Genomic DNA, 16,755 nt, shown 5'->3' on the forward strand with positions numbered 1-16,755 from the left:
ATTGAAGTGTGTATTTGTATCACAAAATACACACTGAGTGACGTTTCGAGCATGCGGTCGTTCGAAACGTCAAACGGAGAACGCGGAGATATGTCGCGGTGTTTCACCGTCCGGCCATGACATCGGTCGACATAATTGCCAGATGGCCCCCGCCCTGACCGGCTCCTACAGTTGGCTCACCGACGCACACACGTCATCGCTCAACCACCGGAAACGATCATGGAAAACCTTCACTACATCGCGTTCTTCGTCACGGGAATCGTCGTGGCGGCTTCATTCGCAGAGGCCTTCTTTCTGGCGCGCAAGGCACGCCGCGAAGGCAGGGAATACCACTGGCACGAGATGGGCCTGTCCCTCGCCGACATGGTCGGCCGCAAGCTGATGGCCTTCCTGCCGCTCTCGCTGGCCACGCCGATCTTCGCGTTTGCCTGGCAGCACCGCCTCTTCACCGTCGAGATCAACAGCGCGCTGGCCGTGCTGCTGCTCTTCGTCGGGCAGGAGTTCTGCTACTACTGGTACCACCGCGCCTCGCACCGCATCCGCTTCTTCTGGGCCACGCACGCCGTGCACCACTCGCCCAACGAGCTGACGCTAGGCACCGCGTACCGCCTCGGCTGGACCGGCAAGATCACGGGCACCGCCGTCTTCTTCGCGCCGCTGGTCTTCCTCGGTGTGCGCCCGGAAGTGGTCCTGGCCACGCTGAGCCTGAACCTGCTGTACCAGTTCTGGCTGCACACCACGTGGATCCCCAAGCTGGGCTGGCTCGAGTATGTGTTCAATACCCCGTCGGCCCACCGCGTGCACCATGCTTCGAATGTCGATTACCTCGATGCCAACTACGGCGGCGTGCTGATCGTCTTCGACCGGCTGTTCGGCACCTACGTGGAAGAACGGGAAGACGAACCCTGCCGCTTCGGCCTGGTCCACCCGACGACGACGCACAACCCGCTTGTGAACCAGTTCGAACACTGGATCAGCCTGGGCAAGGACATGAAGGATGCGGGCAGCATGCTGAACGCGATCGGCTACCTGACCATGCCGCCGGGCTGGGCACCGAACGGCGAAGGCACGACGACCGAGGCACTGCGCAAGCAGCATCAGCAACAGCAGCAGCAGCAGGAGATGGCGGCAAGCGCCGGCTGAGCGGAAGGAAATGTAATGAGGAAACGGGCAGCGATGGCTGCCCGTTCTGGCTTAACGACCAGCGTCCGCCACTAACGTCCGCGCAGGAACCTGACGACGTGTTCGGCGAATGGTTCGGGCACCTCCCAGTTCGAGAGGTGCGCGGCGGGCAGCGCCACGTATCGCGCGCCCGGAATCGCTTCCGCGGCCTCACGCCCCTGTGCCGCGGTGGTGGCCAGGTCCTGCTCGCCGGCAATCACGAGCACCGGCGCGTCGATCGACGGCAGCAGCCCACGCAGATCGGCATCGCGCACCGCGGCGCAATTGGCCGTATAGCCCGCGACGCTGGCGGTCTCCAGCATGCGCCGTACCGGCGCGATGTCATCGCCATGCGCGCGCAGGTAAGGTTCGGTGAACCAGCGCGCGAGCACGCCATCGACGATCGCACCCATGCCGTCGTGCTCCACCGTCGCGATGCGATTGTTCCAGACCGTCTCCGGCCCGATCAACGCCGCGGTGTTGGCCAGTACGAAGCGGCCGAAGCGCGAGGCGTGACAGCTGGCAAGGAACATCCCCGTCATGCCACCCATCGACAGCCCACAGAAATGCGCGCGTTCGATGCCCGCATGATCCATGATGGCGACGACGTCGGCCGCGAGCTCGGCCATGCCGAACGATGCCGAGGGCAACGCCGAGCGGCCATGACCGCGCGTGTCGTAACGCAACACGCGGTAGTGCAACGTCAGCGCGGTCATCTGCGGGTCCCACATCTCGAGCGTAGTGCCCAGCGAATTCGACATCACGAGGACGGGCTTGCCGGCCTCTCCCTCGATGACGTAATGCAGCCGACGCGTGGGCTCAATCGGCATGGATCCCCCGCTCGCGAATCAGTGCGCCCCACTTGGCCGTCTCCTTCGCCAGATGATCCTTGAGCTGCGCGGGCGTGCTGCCGATCGGCTCCGCGCCGATACCGGCCAGCCGCTGCCGCACCGCGGGCTTCTTCAGCGATTCGAGCATCGCGCGGTTGAGCGTGTCGATGACGGCCTGCGGCGTCTTCGCGGGCACGAACGTCGCGAACCACGGCGACAGCTCGTAGCCCGGCACGCCAGCCTCCGCCACCGTCGGCACATTGGGCAGCGCGGACGACCGCACGCTCGTGGTCACGGCGATCGGCGTGAGCTTGCCGCTATCGATATGGGGCTTGGCCGACGTGATGCTGTCGAACATGTAGTCCACCTGCCCGCCCAGCAGATCCGTCATGGCCGGGCCCGACCCCTTGTAAGGGATATGCAGCAGGTCCACATGCGCCATGGACGTGAAGAGCTCGCCGGCCAGATGGATGGACGTGCCGTTGCCCGCCGACGCATAGGTGTACTTGCCGGGCTTCGCCTTCGCGCTGGCGATGACGTCGGCCACGGTCTTGCTGGGGTTTTTCGCCTTGCTGGTGACCAGCACGTTCGGCACCACCGCGAGCAGCGACACCGGCGCGAAATCCTTGATCGGATCGTAGCTGAGCTTGCCGTACAGCGCGGGGTTAACGGCCATGCCATTGGCCACGATGATCAGCGTGTAGCCGTCGGCCGGCGCGCGCGCCACGAGCTCCGCGCCGATATTGCCGCCCGCGCCGGGACGGTTCTCCACCACGATGGCCTGCCCCAGCGACTTCGACATGTCCTCGCCGAGCGTGCGCGCGATATTGTCCATGGCGCCGCCCGCGGGGAACGGGACGATCCAGCGGATGGGGTGGTCGGGATAGGCGGCATGCGCGGGGGCGGCGGCGAACACCGCCGAAGTCGCTACGGCGAGGGTCGCCAGCGAGGGCAGCAAGGACTTCATTGTCTCCGTTCCTTGTTGTAATGGTTATCGGGGTCCGCGATCAGCGGATGGACGACGGGTGCTTGGCGAGCGGCGTCACATGCAGCTTCATGTATGGGAACAGCGGCAGCGCGGACAGCAACGCATGCAGCTCGTCGTTCGACTCCACGTCGAACACGCTGTAGTTCGCGTACTCGCCCACCACGCGATATAGCGCCTGCCACTTGCCCTGCCGCTGCAGGTCCTCCGCGTAGGCCTTCTCGCGCGCCTTGATGGCTTCGAACGTGTCGGCGGGCAGGTGCTGCGGCACCTGTACATCCATCCTGACGAGGAACAGCATGGGATAGTCTCCTTGGTCGATCGTTGGTGGCGTTGCGTGGGTGGCGTTGACAGGTCAGGCCTTGCGGCGATAGTGCGCGAGCTTGTCCTCGTCGATGGCGAGACCAAGACCCGGCCCCTGCGGCAGATGCAGCGCGAAGTCCCGGAACACCGGACGTTCGGTCACGATATCGTCCTTGACGAGCAACGGACCGAACAGCTCGGTGCCCCAGGCCAGCTGCGGCAGCGTGCAGAACCCATGCGCCGCGGCAATGGACCCCACGGCGCCTTCGAGCATCGTGCCGCCATAGAGCGCGATGCCAGCCGCGTCGCCCACCGCCGCAGTCCGCAGCATGCCAAAGATGCCGCCGGACTTGGCGATCTTCAGCGCAAATACGTCGGCGGCGCCAAGGCGCGCGAGTTCCATCGCATCCTCGGGGCCGGTCACGGCTTCGTCGGCCATGATCGGCACCACGAAGCGCGCGGCCAGACGTGCCAGCGCGGCGCGGTGCTCGCGCGGCGTGGGCTGTTCGATCAGATCGATGCCGGCGGCCTCCAGCGCCGCGATACCGGTGGCCGCCTCGGCCTCGTTCCACGCCTGATTGACATCGACGGTCACGCGCGCGCGGTCGCCCAGCGCGCGCTTGATGGCCGAGACATGCGCCACGTCGTCGCGCACGGCGCGGCGGCCGATCTTGAGCTTGAACGTGTTGTGGCGGCGTTCTTCGAGAAAACGCTCGGCTTCCTCGATATCGCGGCCCGTATCGCCGCTGGCCAGCGTCCAGAGCACGGGCAGCGTGTCGCGCACCGCGCCGCCGAGCAGCGTGGCCACCGGTACGCCCAGGCGCTTGCCCTGGGCATCGAGCATGGCCGACTCCAGCGCGGACTTGGCGAACCGGTTGCCGCGCGCCACCTTGTTCAGGCGCGCCATCGCGCCATGGACGTTGGCGGCGTCCTGCCCCATCAGCGCGGGGACCAGGTAGGTGTCGATCGTCAGCTTGATGCCTTCCGGGCTTTCCTCGCCGTACGACAGGCCGCCGATCGTCGTGGCCTCGCCGATCCCTTCTACGCCGTCGCTGCAACGCAGGCGCACGATGACCAGCGTCTGCTGCTGCATCGTGGCCATGGCCAGCTGGTGGGCCCGGATCGTCGGCAGATCGACCAGAATCGCTTCGACGGCGGTGATCGTCGTTGTCATACCTTCTCCATCCGTAAACATGCGTATTCATGCGTTGCACCGAGTATGGACCTTGACGCGACGGGCGTCCAAGACCGAAGATGTCTCGATTCATACCCTGAAGGTATGCCTCGGCATACCCCCTCCGCCATGGAACTCCGCCACCTCCGCTATTTCCAGACCGTCGCGCAGGAACTCAACGTGACGCGCGCGGCAGAGAAGCTCCATATGGCGCAGCCGCCGCTATCGCGCCAGATCCGCCAGTTCGAGGAAGAAGTGGGCGTGGCGCTGTTCGACCGCGTCGCGCGCGGCCTCAGGCTGACCGAGGCGGGCCGCTTCCTGCTCGACCAGTCGCTGCAACTGACCCAGCGGCTCGAGGAAACGCTGGAAGGCACGCGACGCATCGGCCGCAACGAGAAGCGCTGGTTCAATATCGGCTTCGTGCCGTCGGTGCTCTACGGCGTGCTGCCGGAACTGATTCGCGAGCTCCGCGAGAACGATGGCGACGTGGAGGTCGGCCTGACCGAGATGATCACGGTGCAGCAGGTGGAGGCGCTCAAGTCCGGGCGCATCGACCTCGCATTCGGCAGACTGCCATTCAACGATGCCGCGATCGTCCAGCAGGTCGTCATGTCGGAGACCCTGGTTGCGGCCATCCCCATTGCCGCCACGCCACCCAAGGCGCCGCCCACCGCGGAAGATCTGGCGCGTCAGCCGCTGATCCTCTACCCCGCCCGGCCACGGCCGAGCTACGCGGACCACGTGCTGTCGCTGTTCCGCGCGCAGGGGTTGCAGCCGCGCGTGGTGCAGGAAGCCAACGAACTCCAGACCGCGCTGGGCCTCGTGGCGTCCGGCCTCGGCATGACGCTCGTGCCCGCGTCGGTGCAGCGGCTGCATCGCGACGATGTGCGATACATACCCATCGAAGCGCCGGGCTTTCTGTCGCCCGTGATCATGAGCTATCGCGCGGGCGATACGTCGCCGCATCTGGCGCGCACGCTGGCCTGGGTGCGGGAGCGGCTGCACGGCTAGTGCGGAAACGGCACTAGCGCGGATTTATGGAAGACGCCTGGTCCGTGATCGACCACGATGGACAACGTCCCCGTCCCTTGCGACCGGGATCGCATCCTTCGCAGATCGATTACAGGAATCAGCATGACCCAGCCATCGCTCAAATGGCGCGACCGCGCCAGCATGACGGAAGCAATGTTGCCGGACGACATTGTCACGGCCTTCAAATCGGGCTTTCGTGGAAACCTTATCGGCCCCGCCGATGCAGAGTATGACGCGGCACGCCGGTTGTGGAATGCCGGCATCGACAGGTATCCCGGACTGATCGCGCGGTGCGCGGACACGCAGGACGTAGCCGCCGCCGTGCGACTCGCCCGGCGGCATCGCATACCGCTCGCCATCAAGGGTGGCGGGCATGGCGTGACCGGATGGGCGCTCTGCGACGGCGGACTCGTTATCGACATGTCGGCGATGAACCGTGTGGTCATGCACCCCGAGACCGGCATGGTCGTGGCCGGCGCGGGCGCACGGGTCGGCGATCTCAGCACCGTGACGAGCGCATTCGGCCGCGCGGTGCCGATGGGTGCCCATTCGCGAGTCGGCATCGCGGGCCTGACGTCGGGCGGCGGCATCGGCTGGCTGAGCCGCCGATACGGCCTCGCATGCGACAACCTGATGTCGTGCGAGATCGTGACCGCGGACGGGGCGTCGATCGTGGCCGACGCGCAGGCCAACCCCGATCTGTTCTGGGGCGTGCGCGGCGGCGCGGGTAACTTCGGGGTGATGACGACATTGGTGTTCCAGTCGCATCCCGTGGATCGGGTGCTCGGCGGCATCGTGCTGTTTCCGCGCAGCGAGGCGACGCACGTGCTGCGCCAGTACCGCGCATTCATGCAAACCGCACCCGACACCCTGACCGCGTACGCGGCCTTGATGTCGACGCCGGACGGCGTGCCGGCGGTCGCCGTGATGGTCTGCCATTGCGGCAGCCCAGAAGACGCGATGCGCGATGTCGCGCCGATACGCGCGTTCGCGACACCGCTCGTGGACACGATCGCCCCGATGCCGTTCGACGTCATGCAGCGCATCGCCGATGCGGGCAGCCCGGACGGATTCCGCAATCGCATTCAATCGGCGCTGATGCCCGAGCTGACCGATGACGCGATCGCGCAACTCGTCGGCCACGCCGAACGCGCCCCGTCGCCGTTCTGCATGACGCTCGTGCAGTGCCTGGGCGGTGCGATCGCCCGCACGCCGCTCGATGCCACGGCGTTTCCGCATCGGCATGCGGCGTACAACATCGGCATCGAGGCCAGATGGACCGATGCCGAGGACGACGCGACGTATGCCGCATGGACGGCTGCATTCGCCGACGCGCTGCGCCCATACTCGGCGGCCACGCAACTCGTCAATTTTCTCGGCGACGATAGCGCGGACGCCATCTGCAACGCCTTCGGCCCGCACTACGGCCGGCTGCAGCAGCTCAAGCGCCAGTACGACCCCACGAATCTGTTCCTTCGGTGCGCCAATATCCGGCCAGGCTGACCAGGCGGGTCATTCCGATGCGGGCGGCAGGTACTCCATGCCGATTTCCTCGTAGAGGCGATAGATCAGATCGAGCAACGCGCGCAGGTCTTCCGATTCGTCGAGCGCCCGCGTGCTCATGATGATCGGCGAGACGAGCTTGGGGTCGTCCAGTTCCACATAGGTCACGTCGTCGCGCTTCAGGCCATAGACGCTGCTCGGCACCACGGCGATGCCCTCGCCCATCGCCACGAGTCCCAGCGCGATCTGCAGCTCGCGCGTTTCCTGAATCCGCCGCGGCCGTAACGCGCGGTCGTGGAAAGCGGCCAGCACCTGGTCGGCGAAACTCGGCCGCGGCGCCTTCGGGAAAATGATCAGCGTGTCGTCGAGCAGATCGTGCAGCGCCAGCTGCGTACGGCCCAACGACAACGGATGCCCCTGCGGCAGCGCCACGATCATGCGCTCCTCGCGCAGTACGACACGTCGCACAGCGGGGTCGTCGTGACGTATGCGGCCGAAGCCGACGTCGATGCGGCCCTCCTTCAGCGCCTTGATCTGGTCCATCGTGGACATCTCGTGCAGCGTGAGTTCGATATCCGCATGCGCGGTGCGAAACCGCCGGATGATGCGCGGCAGCATGCCGTACAGCGTGGAGCCGACGAAACCGATGGACATCGTGCGCTCGATATTGCCCACCCGCCGCGTCATCGCCTCGAGTTCGGCGGTCTGCGCGAGCAGCTGCATCGCCTGCGTGTAGAAGTAGCGCCCCGTGTCCGTCAGCTTCAGCGGCCGCGCGTTGCGCTCGAACAGCAGCACGCCGAGCGATTCCTCCAGTTGCTGGATCTGCCGCGATAACGGCGGCTGGGCGATGTGCAGCCTTTCCGCCGCGCGGGTGAAGTTGCGTTCCTCTGCCACGGCCACGAAGTAACGCAAATGTCTCAGTTCCATCTTCATACCTTTTTGGTATCGCCCGGATACTCATTCAGTCTTGGACGGGCCGAATACGCGTCAACTATGCTCCCCAACACGTCGCACGGCAAGCTTGAGATAGGGTTAATACCCAGCAAGCATAAAGTGACCGACCGTTCGAACCCACTAGAGAGACATATCGGAGCGAGACATGACGCACGCTGACATCCAGACGCTGGTCAGGCAATTTCTGGTCGACACGGCCACCCAGGGCACCCCGAACCCGCGCGTCCAGCAGGTCGTGGTGCGGCTGACAACGGACCTGTTCCAGGCCATCGAAGACCTCGACCTGACCCCGAGCGAAGTCTGGAAAGGCATCGAATATCTGAGCGAAGCCGGCGCGACGCAGGAGCTCGGCCTGCTGGCCGCGGGCCTCGGCCTGGAACGCTTTCTCGATATCCGCGCCGATGAAGCCGAGGCACGCGCCGGCCTGACGGGTGCCACCCCGCGCACCATCGAAGGCCCGTTGTATGTCGCGGGCGCGCCCCAGTCCACGGGCTTTGCGCGCCTCGACGACGGCACCGAATCCGCGCAGGGCGAAGTGCTCTTTATGCAGGGCACCGTGTACGACACCGCGGGCAAGCCGCTGCCTGGCGCGAAGGTCGAGGTCTGGCATGCGAACCTGCTCGGCAACTATTCGTTCTTCGACAAGACGCAGTCGGCGTTCAACCTGCGCCGCACGATCGTCACGGATGCGCTGGGCCGCTACGGCTTCCGCAGCAATATGCCGATGGGCTATGGCTGCCCGCCGCAAGGGACCACGCAGCGCCTGCTCGACCTGCTGGGCCGCCATGGCCGGCGGCCCGCGCATATCCACTTCTTCGTCTCGGCGCCCGGCCATCGCAAGCTGACGACGCAGATCAATATCGATGGCGACGCGCACCTGTGGGACGACTTCGCGTTTGCCAGCCGCGACGGACTCGTGCCGCCGATCCGGCGCATCGACGACCCCGCGCAGCTCGACAGGCTTCAGTTGAGCAAGCCGTTCGCGTCGATCGATTTCGACTTCCGGTTGTTGCGCGATGCGGCCGAGGCGCCCGCCGCGGAAGTCGAGCGCATTCGCGCCGCCGCATAAGCATCCCGCATAAGCACCCTCGCAAGTACGCCCAGCAGGAGACAACCATGATCCCGATCCATCTGGATACCGGGGCGGGCCCCGCTCGTCCTCAAACGCCGCCACACAGCGTGGAGAGCCTCGATCGCTTCCTCGTCGAGGACAAGGCCACCGGCGACTATCGGCTGCATCGCGCGGCCTTCACCGACGAAGCGCTGTTCGAACTCGAGATGAAGCATATCTTCGAGGGCAACTGGATCTATCTGGCGCACGAGAGCCAGATTCCGAACAACAACGACTACTACACCACGCATATCGGCCGCCAGCCGATCGTGATCGCACGCAACCGCCAGGGCGAGCTCAACGCATTCATCAATGCGTGCAGCCATCGCGGCGCGATGCTGTGCCGGCACAAGCGCGGCAACAAGGCCACCTATACGTGCCCGTTCCACGGCTGGACCTTCAACAACAGCGGCAAGCTGCTGAAGGTGAAGGACCCCGACCAGGCCGGCTATCCCGAATGCTTCAACAAGGAAGGTTCGCACGACCTCAAGAAGGTGGCGAAGTTTGCCAACTATCGCGGCTTCCTGTTCGGCAGCCTCAATGCAGACGTGCTGCCGATCGAGCAGTTCCTCGGCGATGCCGCGCGCATCATCGACATGATCGTCGATCAGTCCGCCGATGGCCTCGAAGTGCTGCGCGGTTCGTCCACGTATACGTTCGCGGGCAACTGGAAGCTGCAGGCCGAGAACGGCGCCGACGGCTATCACGTGTCCGCCGTGCACTGGAACTATGCGGCCACCACCAGCCAGCGCAAGCAGCAGAACGAGCGCGAGGACAAGATCCGCGCGATGGACGCCGGCAACTGGGGCAAGCAAGGCGGCGGCTTCTATGCGTTCGACCATGGCCATATGCTGCTGTGGTCGCGCTGGGCGAATCCCGAGGATCGTCCCAACTTCGCGCGACGCGACGAGTTCGCCGAACGCTGCGGTGCCGCGACCGCGGACTGGATGATCCAGAACTCGCGCAATCTCTGCCTGTATCCCAACGTCTACCTCATGGACCAGTTCGGCTCGCAGATCCGGCTGCTGCGTCCGCTGTCCGTCGATCGCACCGAGGTGACCATCTACTGCATTGCGCCGAAGGGCGAGTCCGACGAGGCGCGCGCGCGCCGCATTCGCCAGTACGAGGACTTCTTCAACGTCAGCGGCATGGCGACCCCGGACGATCTGGAGGAGTTTCGCGCCTGCCAGCAGGGTTATGCAGGACAGGCGCTGCCGTGGAACGATATGTGCCGCGGGGCCACGCACTGGATCGAGGGCGCCGACGACGCCGCGAAGCAGATCGGGCTCCATCCCGTGATGAGCGGACTGCGGACGGAGGACGAAGGCCTCTATACGATCCAGCATCGCTACTGGCTCGAGACGATGAAACGGGCGGTGGGAGACGCAGCATGAGCGCCGCCGCCATCCAGATCCACGACGTATCGGCGTTCCTCTACCGCGAATCGCGCCTGCTCGACGACGAGCAATGGGACGACTGGCTGACCTGCTACCACCCCGAAGCACGCTTCTGGATGCCCTGCTGGGACGATGACGGGCAGCTCGTGGCCGATCCCGAGCGCGAGATCTCGCTGATCTTTTATCCGAACCGGCAGGGTCTCGAGGACCGCGTGTTCCGCATCAAGACCGAGCGCTCGAGCGCGACGATTCCCGATACGCGCACGAGCCACAACCTCAGCAATATCGAGATCGAGAAGATCGATGGCCAGACCGCCACGGTGCGCTTCAACTGGCACACGCTGGCGCACCGCTACCAGACCAACTTCAGCTACTTCGGCATGTCGCGCTACGTGATCGATTTCTCGGGAGAGACCCCGCGCATCCTGGACAAGTACGTCGTACTCAAGAACGACTACATCCACCAGGTCATCGATATCTATCACATCTGATACCAACGATGGGGACAGCCATGGCACATACCATTGCTCTGCAGTTCGAAGATGGCGTGACGCGCTTTATCTCCTGCGCCGAGAACGAAACGCTGGCCGATGCCGCATATCGCCAGAAGATCAATATCCCGCTCGACTGCCGCGACGGCGCGTGCGGGACCTGTCGCGGGCTCTGCGAGTCCGGCCGCTACGACCTGCCCGAGTCGAGCTATATCGAGGACGCGCTCACAGCCGAGGAGGCCGCGCAGGGCTACGTGCTGTCGTGCCAGACGCGGCCGCGCTCCGATTGCGTGATTCGTGTGCCCGCATCGTCCATTGCATGCAAGACCGGCGTGTCCCGATACGAAGGCGCGATTGCCGATGTGGCGGCGCTCTCGGACTCGACGATCGGCTTCGCGATCGACCTCGACGACCCTTCCGCGCTGAGCTTTCTGCCGGGCCAGTATGTCAACGTGGAGATTCCGGGCAGCGGGCTGACGCGCGCCTACTCGTTCAGTTCCGCGCCCGGGGCCTCGCGCGCGGCATTCGTGGTACGCAACGTGCCGCAGGGGCGGATGAGCGGCTACCTGTCCGCGCAGGCGCAGCCGGGACAGCGCATGACGTTCTCGGGGCCCTATGGCAGCTTCTATCTGCGCCCCGCCACGCGACCGGTGCTGTTCCTCGCGGGCGGCACGGGCATCGCGCCATTTCTCTCGATGCTCGGCGTCCTGTCCGCGCAAGGAAGCGAGCATCCGGTGCGCATGGTCTACGGCGTGACGCACGACATCGACCTCGTCGCGACCGATCGCCTCGATGCCGCGGCGCAGGCCGTCGGCGGCTTCAGCTATCGCACCTGCGTGGCCGATGCGGGCAGCGGCCACGCGCGCAAGGGCTATGTGACCGCGCATATCGAGCCCGAGTGGCTCAACGATGGCGACGTCGATATCTACCTGTGCGGCCCGGTCGCGATGGTGGAGGCAGTACGCGCGTGGTTGCAGGATTCGGGGATCACGCCGGCCAATTTCTACTACGAGAAGTTCTCGGCGAGCGCGGAGGCATGATGGCGAATACGCTTCCTGATACGGGCCGACTCGCGGGTCAACGTGCGGGCCAACGTGCGGGCCGACTCGCGGGCAGATTCGCGGGCCGGACGATGATCGTCACGGGCGCGGCACAGGGGATCGGCCGCGGCGTGGCCCGTCGCGCGGCGACCGAGGGGGCGACCGTGGTACTGGTGGACCGGTCCACGCTCGTGGACGAGGTGACCGCCGAGATTGCATCGGCGGGCGGCATGGCCATCTCCGTCCACGCGGACCTCGAGACGTTTGCCGGCGCACAGCGCATGGTGGCGGCCGCGCAGGAGGCATTCGGCGCGGTCCATATCCTCGTCAACAACGTCGGGGGAACGATCTGGGCCAAGCCCTACGAGCATTACGCCGAAGACGAAATCGAGGCCGAGATCCGGCGTTCGCTGTTCCCGACGCTATGGGGCTGCCGCGCGGTCCTGCCCGGCATGGTGGCACGGCGTTCCGGCGTAATCGTCAACGTGTCCTCGATTGCCACGCGCAGCATTCATCGCGTACCGTATGCCGCGGCCAAGGGCGGCGTCAATGCGCTGACGGCGAGCCTTGCGTTCGAGCATGCGGAGGACGGCATTCGCGTGAATGCGGTCGCGACGGGCGGCACCGAGGCGCCGCCCCGCCGGATTCCGCGTAACGAACAACGCCAGAGCGCGCAGGAAGCCGGATGGTACGAGGCGATCGTCGCGCAGACGAAGGCCACGAGCCTGATGCATCGCTATGGGTCGATCGCGGAGCAGGTCGGCGTGATCCTGTTCCTTGCCTCCGACGAGGCGTCCTATATGACCGGGACGGTCGTGCCCGTCGGCGGCGGCGATCTGGGCTAGCGGATCAAGCAGCCTTCTTGCGCGCGGCCCGCGCGATGCTCTCCGCGAACAGCGGCGTCTCGCGGCGATTATGGTCGCCCGATGCCGCCTGGCGGTCGCGCGCGGCCTGCTCGAACGTGAGGCCATTCTTCTCGACGAACGCGAGGAAGTCGTCCGTCGGGTGCGACGTCACGGCGTTCGTGTACTCGGTCCTGCCGTCGGGCAGGCCCTTGGCGCTCAGTTCCCAGATGACCTGCACCTTCGTGCGGCCATGCGGCGTGAAGACGTCCGAGATCGAGACCATCTTGCAGTACTGCGGGTCCGTGACTTCGCCCACGTAGTGCTGCACCACGAGACCCGTGCCGATCATCTCGACGTTGATCGACATGCGCCGGCCATCGTCGGTCCACGTTGCGCCGGCCGCGATGTGGTCGGGAGGCGCGCAGCGCTGATACTCGGCATCGGGCAGCGCGAACAGCCATTGCGCGATATCGACTTGCTTCACATCCACGTCGATGATGTGGCTGAATGCGCTTTGCGAGAGGATGAGGTCTTTGCGTACGGTGGTCATGGCATGCTCCAGTGAGTGAGAGAACGTGATCTAGTCTCCTGCATCGGTATCTCGCGTACCTTCGTGGACATCCAGGCGACTTAGTCTTCGCCGCCGATCGTAAGAATGATCTTGCCGACGTTGGCGGACGATTCCATGCGGCGATGCGCGTCCGCCGCGCGCGATAGCGGAAACGTGCTGTCGACGATCGGCAGCAGGCCCGCATCCGTATCGAACCGGATGAGCCAGTGTTCACGGAAGCGTTGCGTCATCGCGTGCTTCTCGGCCTGTGTGCGGGACTTCATGACCGTGCCGATGATCTGCAGATGGCGGTAGAGGATGTCTTCCAGCCTGATGCCGACCTCCCCGCCGCCCCCGAGCAGTCCAACCTGAACGAGGCGGCCGCCATGGGCCAGCGACGCGATGTTCTTCGCGAAGTACGGCGCGCCGATAAAGTCGATGACGGCGTCCACGCCGCGCTTGCCGGTCTTCTCCGCGATGACCGCCGCGAAATCCTCGTTGCGATAGTCGATGACATGATCGGCACCGAACTGCACGACGCGGTCGTGCTTGGCCGCATCCGCGGTCGCAAACACCGTCGCGCCCGTTGCGCGGGCCAGCTGGATGGCGGCGGAGCCGACACCGCTCGCACCCGCATGCACGAGTACGGCGCCGCCCCGCGTCAGGCGGCCGAGATGGAGCAGCGCTTCATGGGCGGTCACGAAGACCTCGGGAATGGCCGCTGCGTGGACATAGTCGAGGCCGGCCGGAATGGGCATGGCCATGCGCCAGTCGATGCGCGCGATTTCCGCATAGGCACCGCCGCCGACCACGCCCATCACGCGGTCTCCCACGCGGTAGCCCTGCGCCTCGGCACCGACCGCGATGACCTCGCCGGCGATCTCCAGGCCCATGAGGGCCGAGTCGCCGAAGTCCGCGCGGCCGTAGCCACCCTTGCGGTGGGTCAGGTCGGCGCGGTTGACGCCCGCCGCGTGGACGCGCACGAGCAGGTCGCTCGGGCGCAGTTCCGGTACGGGCGCATCGCCCAGTTGCAGCACATCGGCATCGCCGAACGAGGGGAAGAGAACGGCTTTCATTGCGGGTGGCATGGCAAACGTGAATGACATGCCCCGAATGGTAGTGCCGCACCGCCTGAAAACCATGATGCAAAAATGCATCACTGCACAGGAAAAGTGCAGGTATCTGGCAATGCCATCCGCCGCTTACAATCGGGCGTCGAAGGCTTCGGTGATCTTGTCGATCATGGCGCGAATGCGGGCGGTGTGCCGCAGGTCCTGGTGGGTGACCAGCCAGACCTCGTAGTGGGGGTTCCGCTCGCGTCCGGGCCAGATGCGCACGAGCCCGTCGCGCTCGGCCAGCGGCACGGGCACCTCGCCGATCGCGCGGCCCATGCGGATCAGCGCGCGCAGCATCAGGCTCGAGTTGACGGCCGCCGCGAGGCGTCCGTGCTCGGTCGGCAGTCCCACCAGCGTTTGCTGGAGGCTTGCCGTCGGATGCGACTGGAACACGACGAGGTCGTGCCCCGCAAACCCGTCGCCGGGCGTGGGCTCGCCGCGTTCGGCCAGATAGGCGGGCGAGGCGTAGAGCCCGACCGGCCAGCGCGCGAGACGGCGTGCGATCAGGTCGGGGTTGTCGGGCTTGCGGTTGCGGATGGCGATATCGGCCTCGCGGCGCGCGAGGTTCAGCATCTGGGTCGAGGTGTTGAGCCGCACCTCCACGTTCGGATGTTCCGCATGCAGGCGCGAGATGGCCGGGATCACGAACTCGAGCGCCAGCGTATCGGTCGTCGTGACCTTGACCTCGCCGGCGAGCCGGGTATCGGCGCCCTGTGCCTGCCTGACGAGTTCGTTGGCCGACTTCTCCATCTTCTCCGCCGAGCGCAGCACGTTCTCGCCAGCCGGCGTCAGCACGTAGCCTTCCGAGGTGCGCAGAAACAGCGTGGCGCCCAGCGCGTGTTCGAGCGCCGCGAGGCGGCGCCCCACGGTGGCCTGATCCACGCCGGCCACGCGCGCCGCGCTACGCAGCGTTCCCTCGCGCTGGAGCGCCAGAAAGATTCGAGTGTCGTCCCAGTTCACTGCCGACCCATGACGTTGAAGTTTCCGCCAATGGTACAGCCTCGGCCGTGACGGGGGTCAGGTCCAGATAGCGGCGACTGGCTTCGATGAATGCATGGAGGATGGACATCGGCATACGCATGCGGGCTGTTTGACATTGAGATGCATGGTATCGGCTCGCCGCCGGAAAATCCCTTGCACATTGGCGCAGCGCACATCGGGCGAATCGCCTAGCGACATCACACCTTGGCATGATCCGGCACATGCGTGCGGCGTCTCGGCGCCATGCGCTGCCTGCCTTTTCGTATCCGCACGCAGGCCCAGGATCCACGTGCGCGCGAGCGGCAGCCACGTGAAACCGGGCGACCTGTCGGAATTTGCGATCAGGAAAGATCGAGCGCGAACGACAGGTGCGCGGCGATGCTGGCCAGCACGGCCAGCAGCCCCAGCGTGTCCAGCAGCGCGTCGAGCATGGCAACCTCCATCATCGTCAGTGAGACAGTCGCGGTCCGTAGACCTTGATGAAGAACATCAGCGTGATCAGGCTCGTGGCGATCAGCGTGACGACGCGCACCGCTGCGGCCGGCGCGCGCCTGCCGAGACGCGCGCCGCCATAGCCGCCGATGGCCGCGCCGACCAGCATGGACAGCGTCTCGGGCCACTGCACCGCCTGCGCCGCGATAAACGCGGCCACCGCCACCGTGTTGGCCGCGCTGACGAGCAGCGTGCGCGGCGCGTTCAGATGCTTGATCTCGCGGCTCTCCAGCAGGCCCCACATCGCCATCATCATGATCCCCACAGCCCCGCCGAAATAGCCGCCATAGATGCCAAGCGCGAACTGGATGGACAGCACGGCATGCCGATGGATGCGCACACGGGCCCGCAGCGCTTCGCCGATCTTCCGGCCGAACGCGAGCGCGACCGAGGCGACCAGCAGCAGCCAGGGCAGCACGAACGTGAAGGCGACCGACGAGGTATGCAGCAGCAGCAACGCGCCCAGCATGCCCCCGCACAGCGTGACGACCAGCAAGGCGCGCAGGGAGACCGATCCCACCGGACCCAGTCCGTCGCGATAGGCCCACGCGCTGGCGAGGCCGCCCGGATAAAGCGCGACGGTGCTCGAAGCATTCGCCTGAACCGGGGGGACGCCCGCCGCGATCAGCGCGGGCAGCGTCACGAACGAGCCGCCACCGGCCAGCGCATTCATCGCGCCACCCAGCATTCCCGCCGCAAATACCAAGAAAATCGGTTCCATGGGACGCATGCTAGTCAGGTAGCCACCGTTTCACAATCTGGCAATTCCCATGCTAGCCTTCGGACATTCC

At 65.8% G+C, this 16,755-nt stretch carries 16 protein-coding genes and 1 pseudogene; 8 read left to right on the plus strand and 9 right to left on the minus strand.

Annotation, left to right across the window (positions count from 1 at the left end):
* The first annotated feature begins 219 nt into the window (after positions 1-219).
* The gene (locus tag FOB72_RS21590; protein ID WP_150374752.1) at positions 220-1,143 is read left to right on the plus strand and encodes a sterol desaturase family protein; all 924 of its coding nucleotides are present in this window, start codon (positions 220-222) and stop codon (positions 1,141-1,143) included.
* Between the two features lie 71 nt (positions 1,144-1,214).
* Here FOB72_RS21590 and pcaD read toward each other — a convergent pair whose 3' ends face one another.
* The 4 genes from pcaD to FOB72_RS21610 are packed head-to-tail and all read right to left on the minus strand — an operon-like array spanning position 1,215 to position 4,453.
* Positions 1,215-1,991, minus strand: a complete 777-nt coding sequence (pcaD, locus tag FOB72_RS21595) for a 3-oxoadipate enol-lactonase (RefSeq protein WP_150374753.1) — start codon at positions 1,989-1,991, stop codon at positions 1,215-1,217.
* Entirely contained in the window at positions 1,981-2,958 is a 978-nt protein-coding gene (locus FOB72_RS21600) for a tripartite tricarboxylate transporter substrate binding protein (RefSeq protein ID WP_150374754.1), read from the minus strand. The genes pcaD and FOB72_RS21600 overlap by 11 nt, the downstream gene beginning before the upstream one ends.
* Positions 2,959-2,998: 40 nt before the next feature.
* Positions 2,999-3,277, minus strand: coding sequence for a muconolactone Delta-isomerase (catC, locus tag FOB72_RS21605; RefSeq protein ID WP_150374755.1), 279 nt, complete (start codon positions 3,275-3,277; stop codon positions 2,999-3,001).
* Positions 3,278-3,331: 54 nt separating this feature from the next.
* A complete protein-coding gene (locus tag FOB72_RS21610) occupies positions 3,332-4,453 on the minus strand; it encodes a muconate/chloromuconate family cycloisomerase (RefSeq protein ID WP_150374756.1) in 1,122 nt (373 codons plus the stop codon).
* A gap of 129 nt (positions 4,454-4,582) precedes the next feature.
* Between FOB72_RS21610 and FOB72_RS21615 the strand changes: the two genes are divergently transcribed.
* Positions 4,583-5,464 (plus strand): LysR family transcriptional regulator, encoded by an 882-nt coding sequence (locus FOB72_RS21615; protein ID WP_150374757.1) that lies wholly within the window; start codon positions 4,583-4,585, stop codon positions 5,462-5,464.
* A gap of 123 nt (positions 5,465-5,587) precedes the next feature.
* The gene (locus tag FOB72_RS21620; RefSeq protein ID WP_191002374.1) at positions 5,588-6,988 is read left to right on the plus strand and encodes an FAD-binding oxidoreductase; all 1,401 of its coding nucleotides are present in this window, start codon (positions 5,588-5,590) and stop codon (positions 6,986-6,988) included.
* Positions 6,989-6,997: 9 nt separating this feature from the next.
* Here the strand turns inward: FOB72_RS21620 and FOB72_RS21625 are convergent, their stop codons facing one another.
* Positions 6,998-7,915: a LysR family transcriptional regulator gene (locus FOB72_RS21625; RefSeq protein ID WP_150374759.1), complete on the minus strand. Its 918-nt coding sequence runs from the start codon at positions 7,913-7,915 to the stop codon at positions 6,998-7,000.
* Positions 7,916-8,087: 172 nt separating this feature from the next.
* Between FOB72_RS21625 and catA the strand changes: the two genes are divergently transcribed.
* From catA to FOB72_RS21650, 5 genes and pseudogenes are all read left to right on the plus strand, one after another.
* The gene (gene catA, locus FOB72_RS21630; protein WP_150374760.1) at positions 8,088-9,011 is read left to right on the plus strand and encodes a catechol 1,2-dioxygenase; all 924 of its coding nucleotides are present in this window, start codon (positions 8,088-8,090) and stop codon (positions 9,009-9,011) included.
* 47 nt (positions 9,012-9,058) lie between these two features.
* Positions 9,059-10,447 carry a benzoate 1,2-dioxygenase large subunit gene (gene benA / locus FOB72_RS21635; RefSeq protein WP_150374761.1) on the plus strand — a complete coding sequence of 463 codons (1,389 nt, stop codon included), beginning with the start codon at positions 9,059-9,061 and terminating at the stop codon, positions 10,445-10,447.
* Positions 10,444-10,941, plus strand: a complete 498-nt coding sequence (benB, locus tag FOB72_RS21640; RefSeq protein WP_150374762.1) for a benzoate 1,2-dioxygenase small subunit — start codon at positions 10,444-10,446, stop codon at positions 10,939-10,941. Before benA ends, benB begins: the two co-directional genes overlap by 4 nt.
* 20 nt (positions 10,942-10,961) lie before the next feature.
* Positions 10,962-11,981, plus strand: coding sequence for a benzoate 1,2-dioxygenase electron transfer component BenC (benC, locus tag FOB72_RS21645; RefSeq protein ID WP_150374763.1), 1,020 nt, complete (start codon positions 10,962-10,964; stop codon positions 11,979-11,981).
* Positions 11,982-12,049: 68 nt separating this feature from the next.
* A pseudogene (locus FOB72_RS21650) lies at positions 12,050-12,826 on the plus strand (1,6-dihydroxycyclohexa-2,4-diene-1-carboxylate dehydrogenase); the annotation flags it as partial.
* A gap of 4 nt (positions 12,827-12,830) precedes the next feature.
* On the opposite strand, the gene FOB72_RS21655 reads toward FOB72_RS21650, so the two are convergent.
* From FOB72_RS21655 to FOB72_RS21670, 4 genes are all read right to left on the minus strand, one after another.
* On the minus strand, positions 12,831-13,376 hold the full coding sequence (locus FOB72_RS21655) for a hypothetical protein (protein ID WP_150374764.1): 546 nt from the start codon (positions 13,374-13,376) through the stop codon (positions 12,831-12,833).
* A gap of 80 nt (positions 13,377-13,456) precedes the next feature.
* The gene (locus FOB72_RS21660; protein WP_150374765.1) at positions 13,457-14,452 is read right to left on the minus strand and encodes an NAD(P)H-quinone oxidoreductase; all 996 of its coding nucleotides are present in this window, start codon (positions 14,450-14,452) and stop codon (positions 13,457-13,459) included.
* Between the two features lie 126 nt (positions 14,453-14,578).
* On the minus strand, positions 14,579-15,451 hold the full coding sequence (locus FOB72_RS21665; protein WP_150374766.1) for a LysR family transcriptional regulator: 873 nt from the start codon (positions 15,449-15,451) through the stop codon (positions 14,579-14,581).
* Between the two features lie 469 nt (positions 15,452-15,920).
* Entirely contained in the window at positions 15,921-16,685 is a 765-nt protein-coding gene (locus tag FOB72_RS21670; RefSeq protein WP_150374767.1) for a sulfite exporter TauE/SafE family protein, read from the minus strand.
* Positions 16,686-16,755 lie beyond the last annotated feature (70 nt).

It is taken from the genome of Cupriavidus pauculus, assembly GCF_008693385.1.
GTDB classification, from domain to species: domain Bacteria; phylum Pseudomonadota; class Gammaproteobacteria; order Burkholderiales; family Burkholderiaceae; genus Cupriavidus; species Cupriavidus pauculus_D.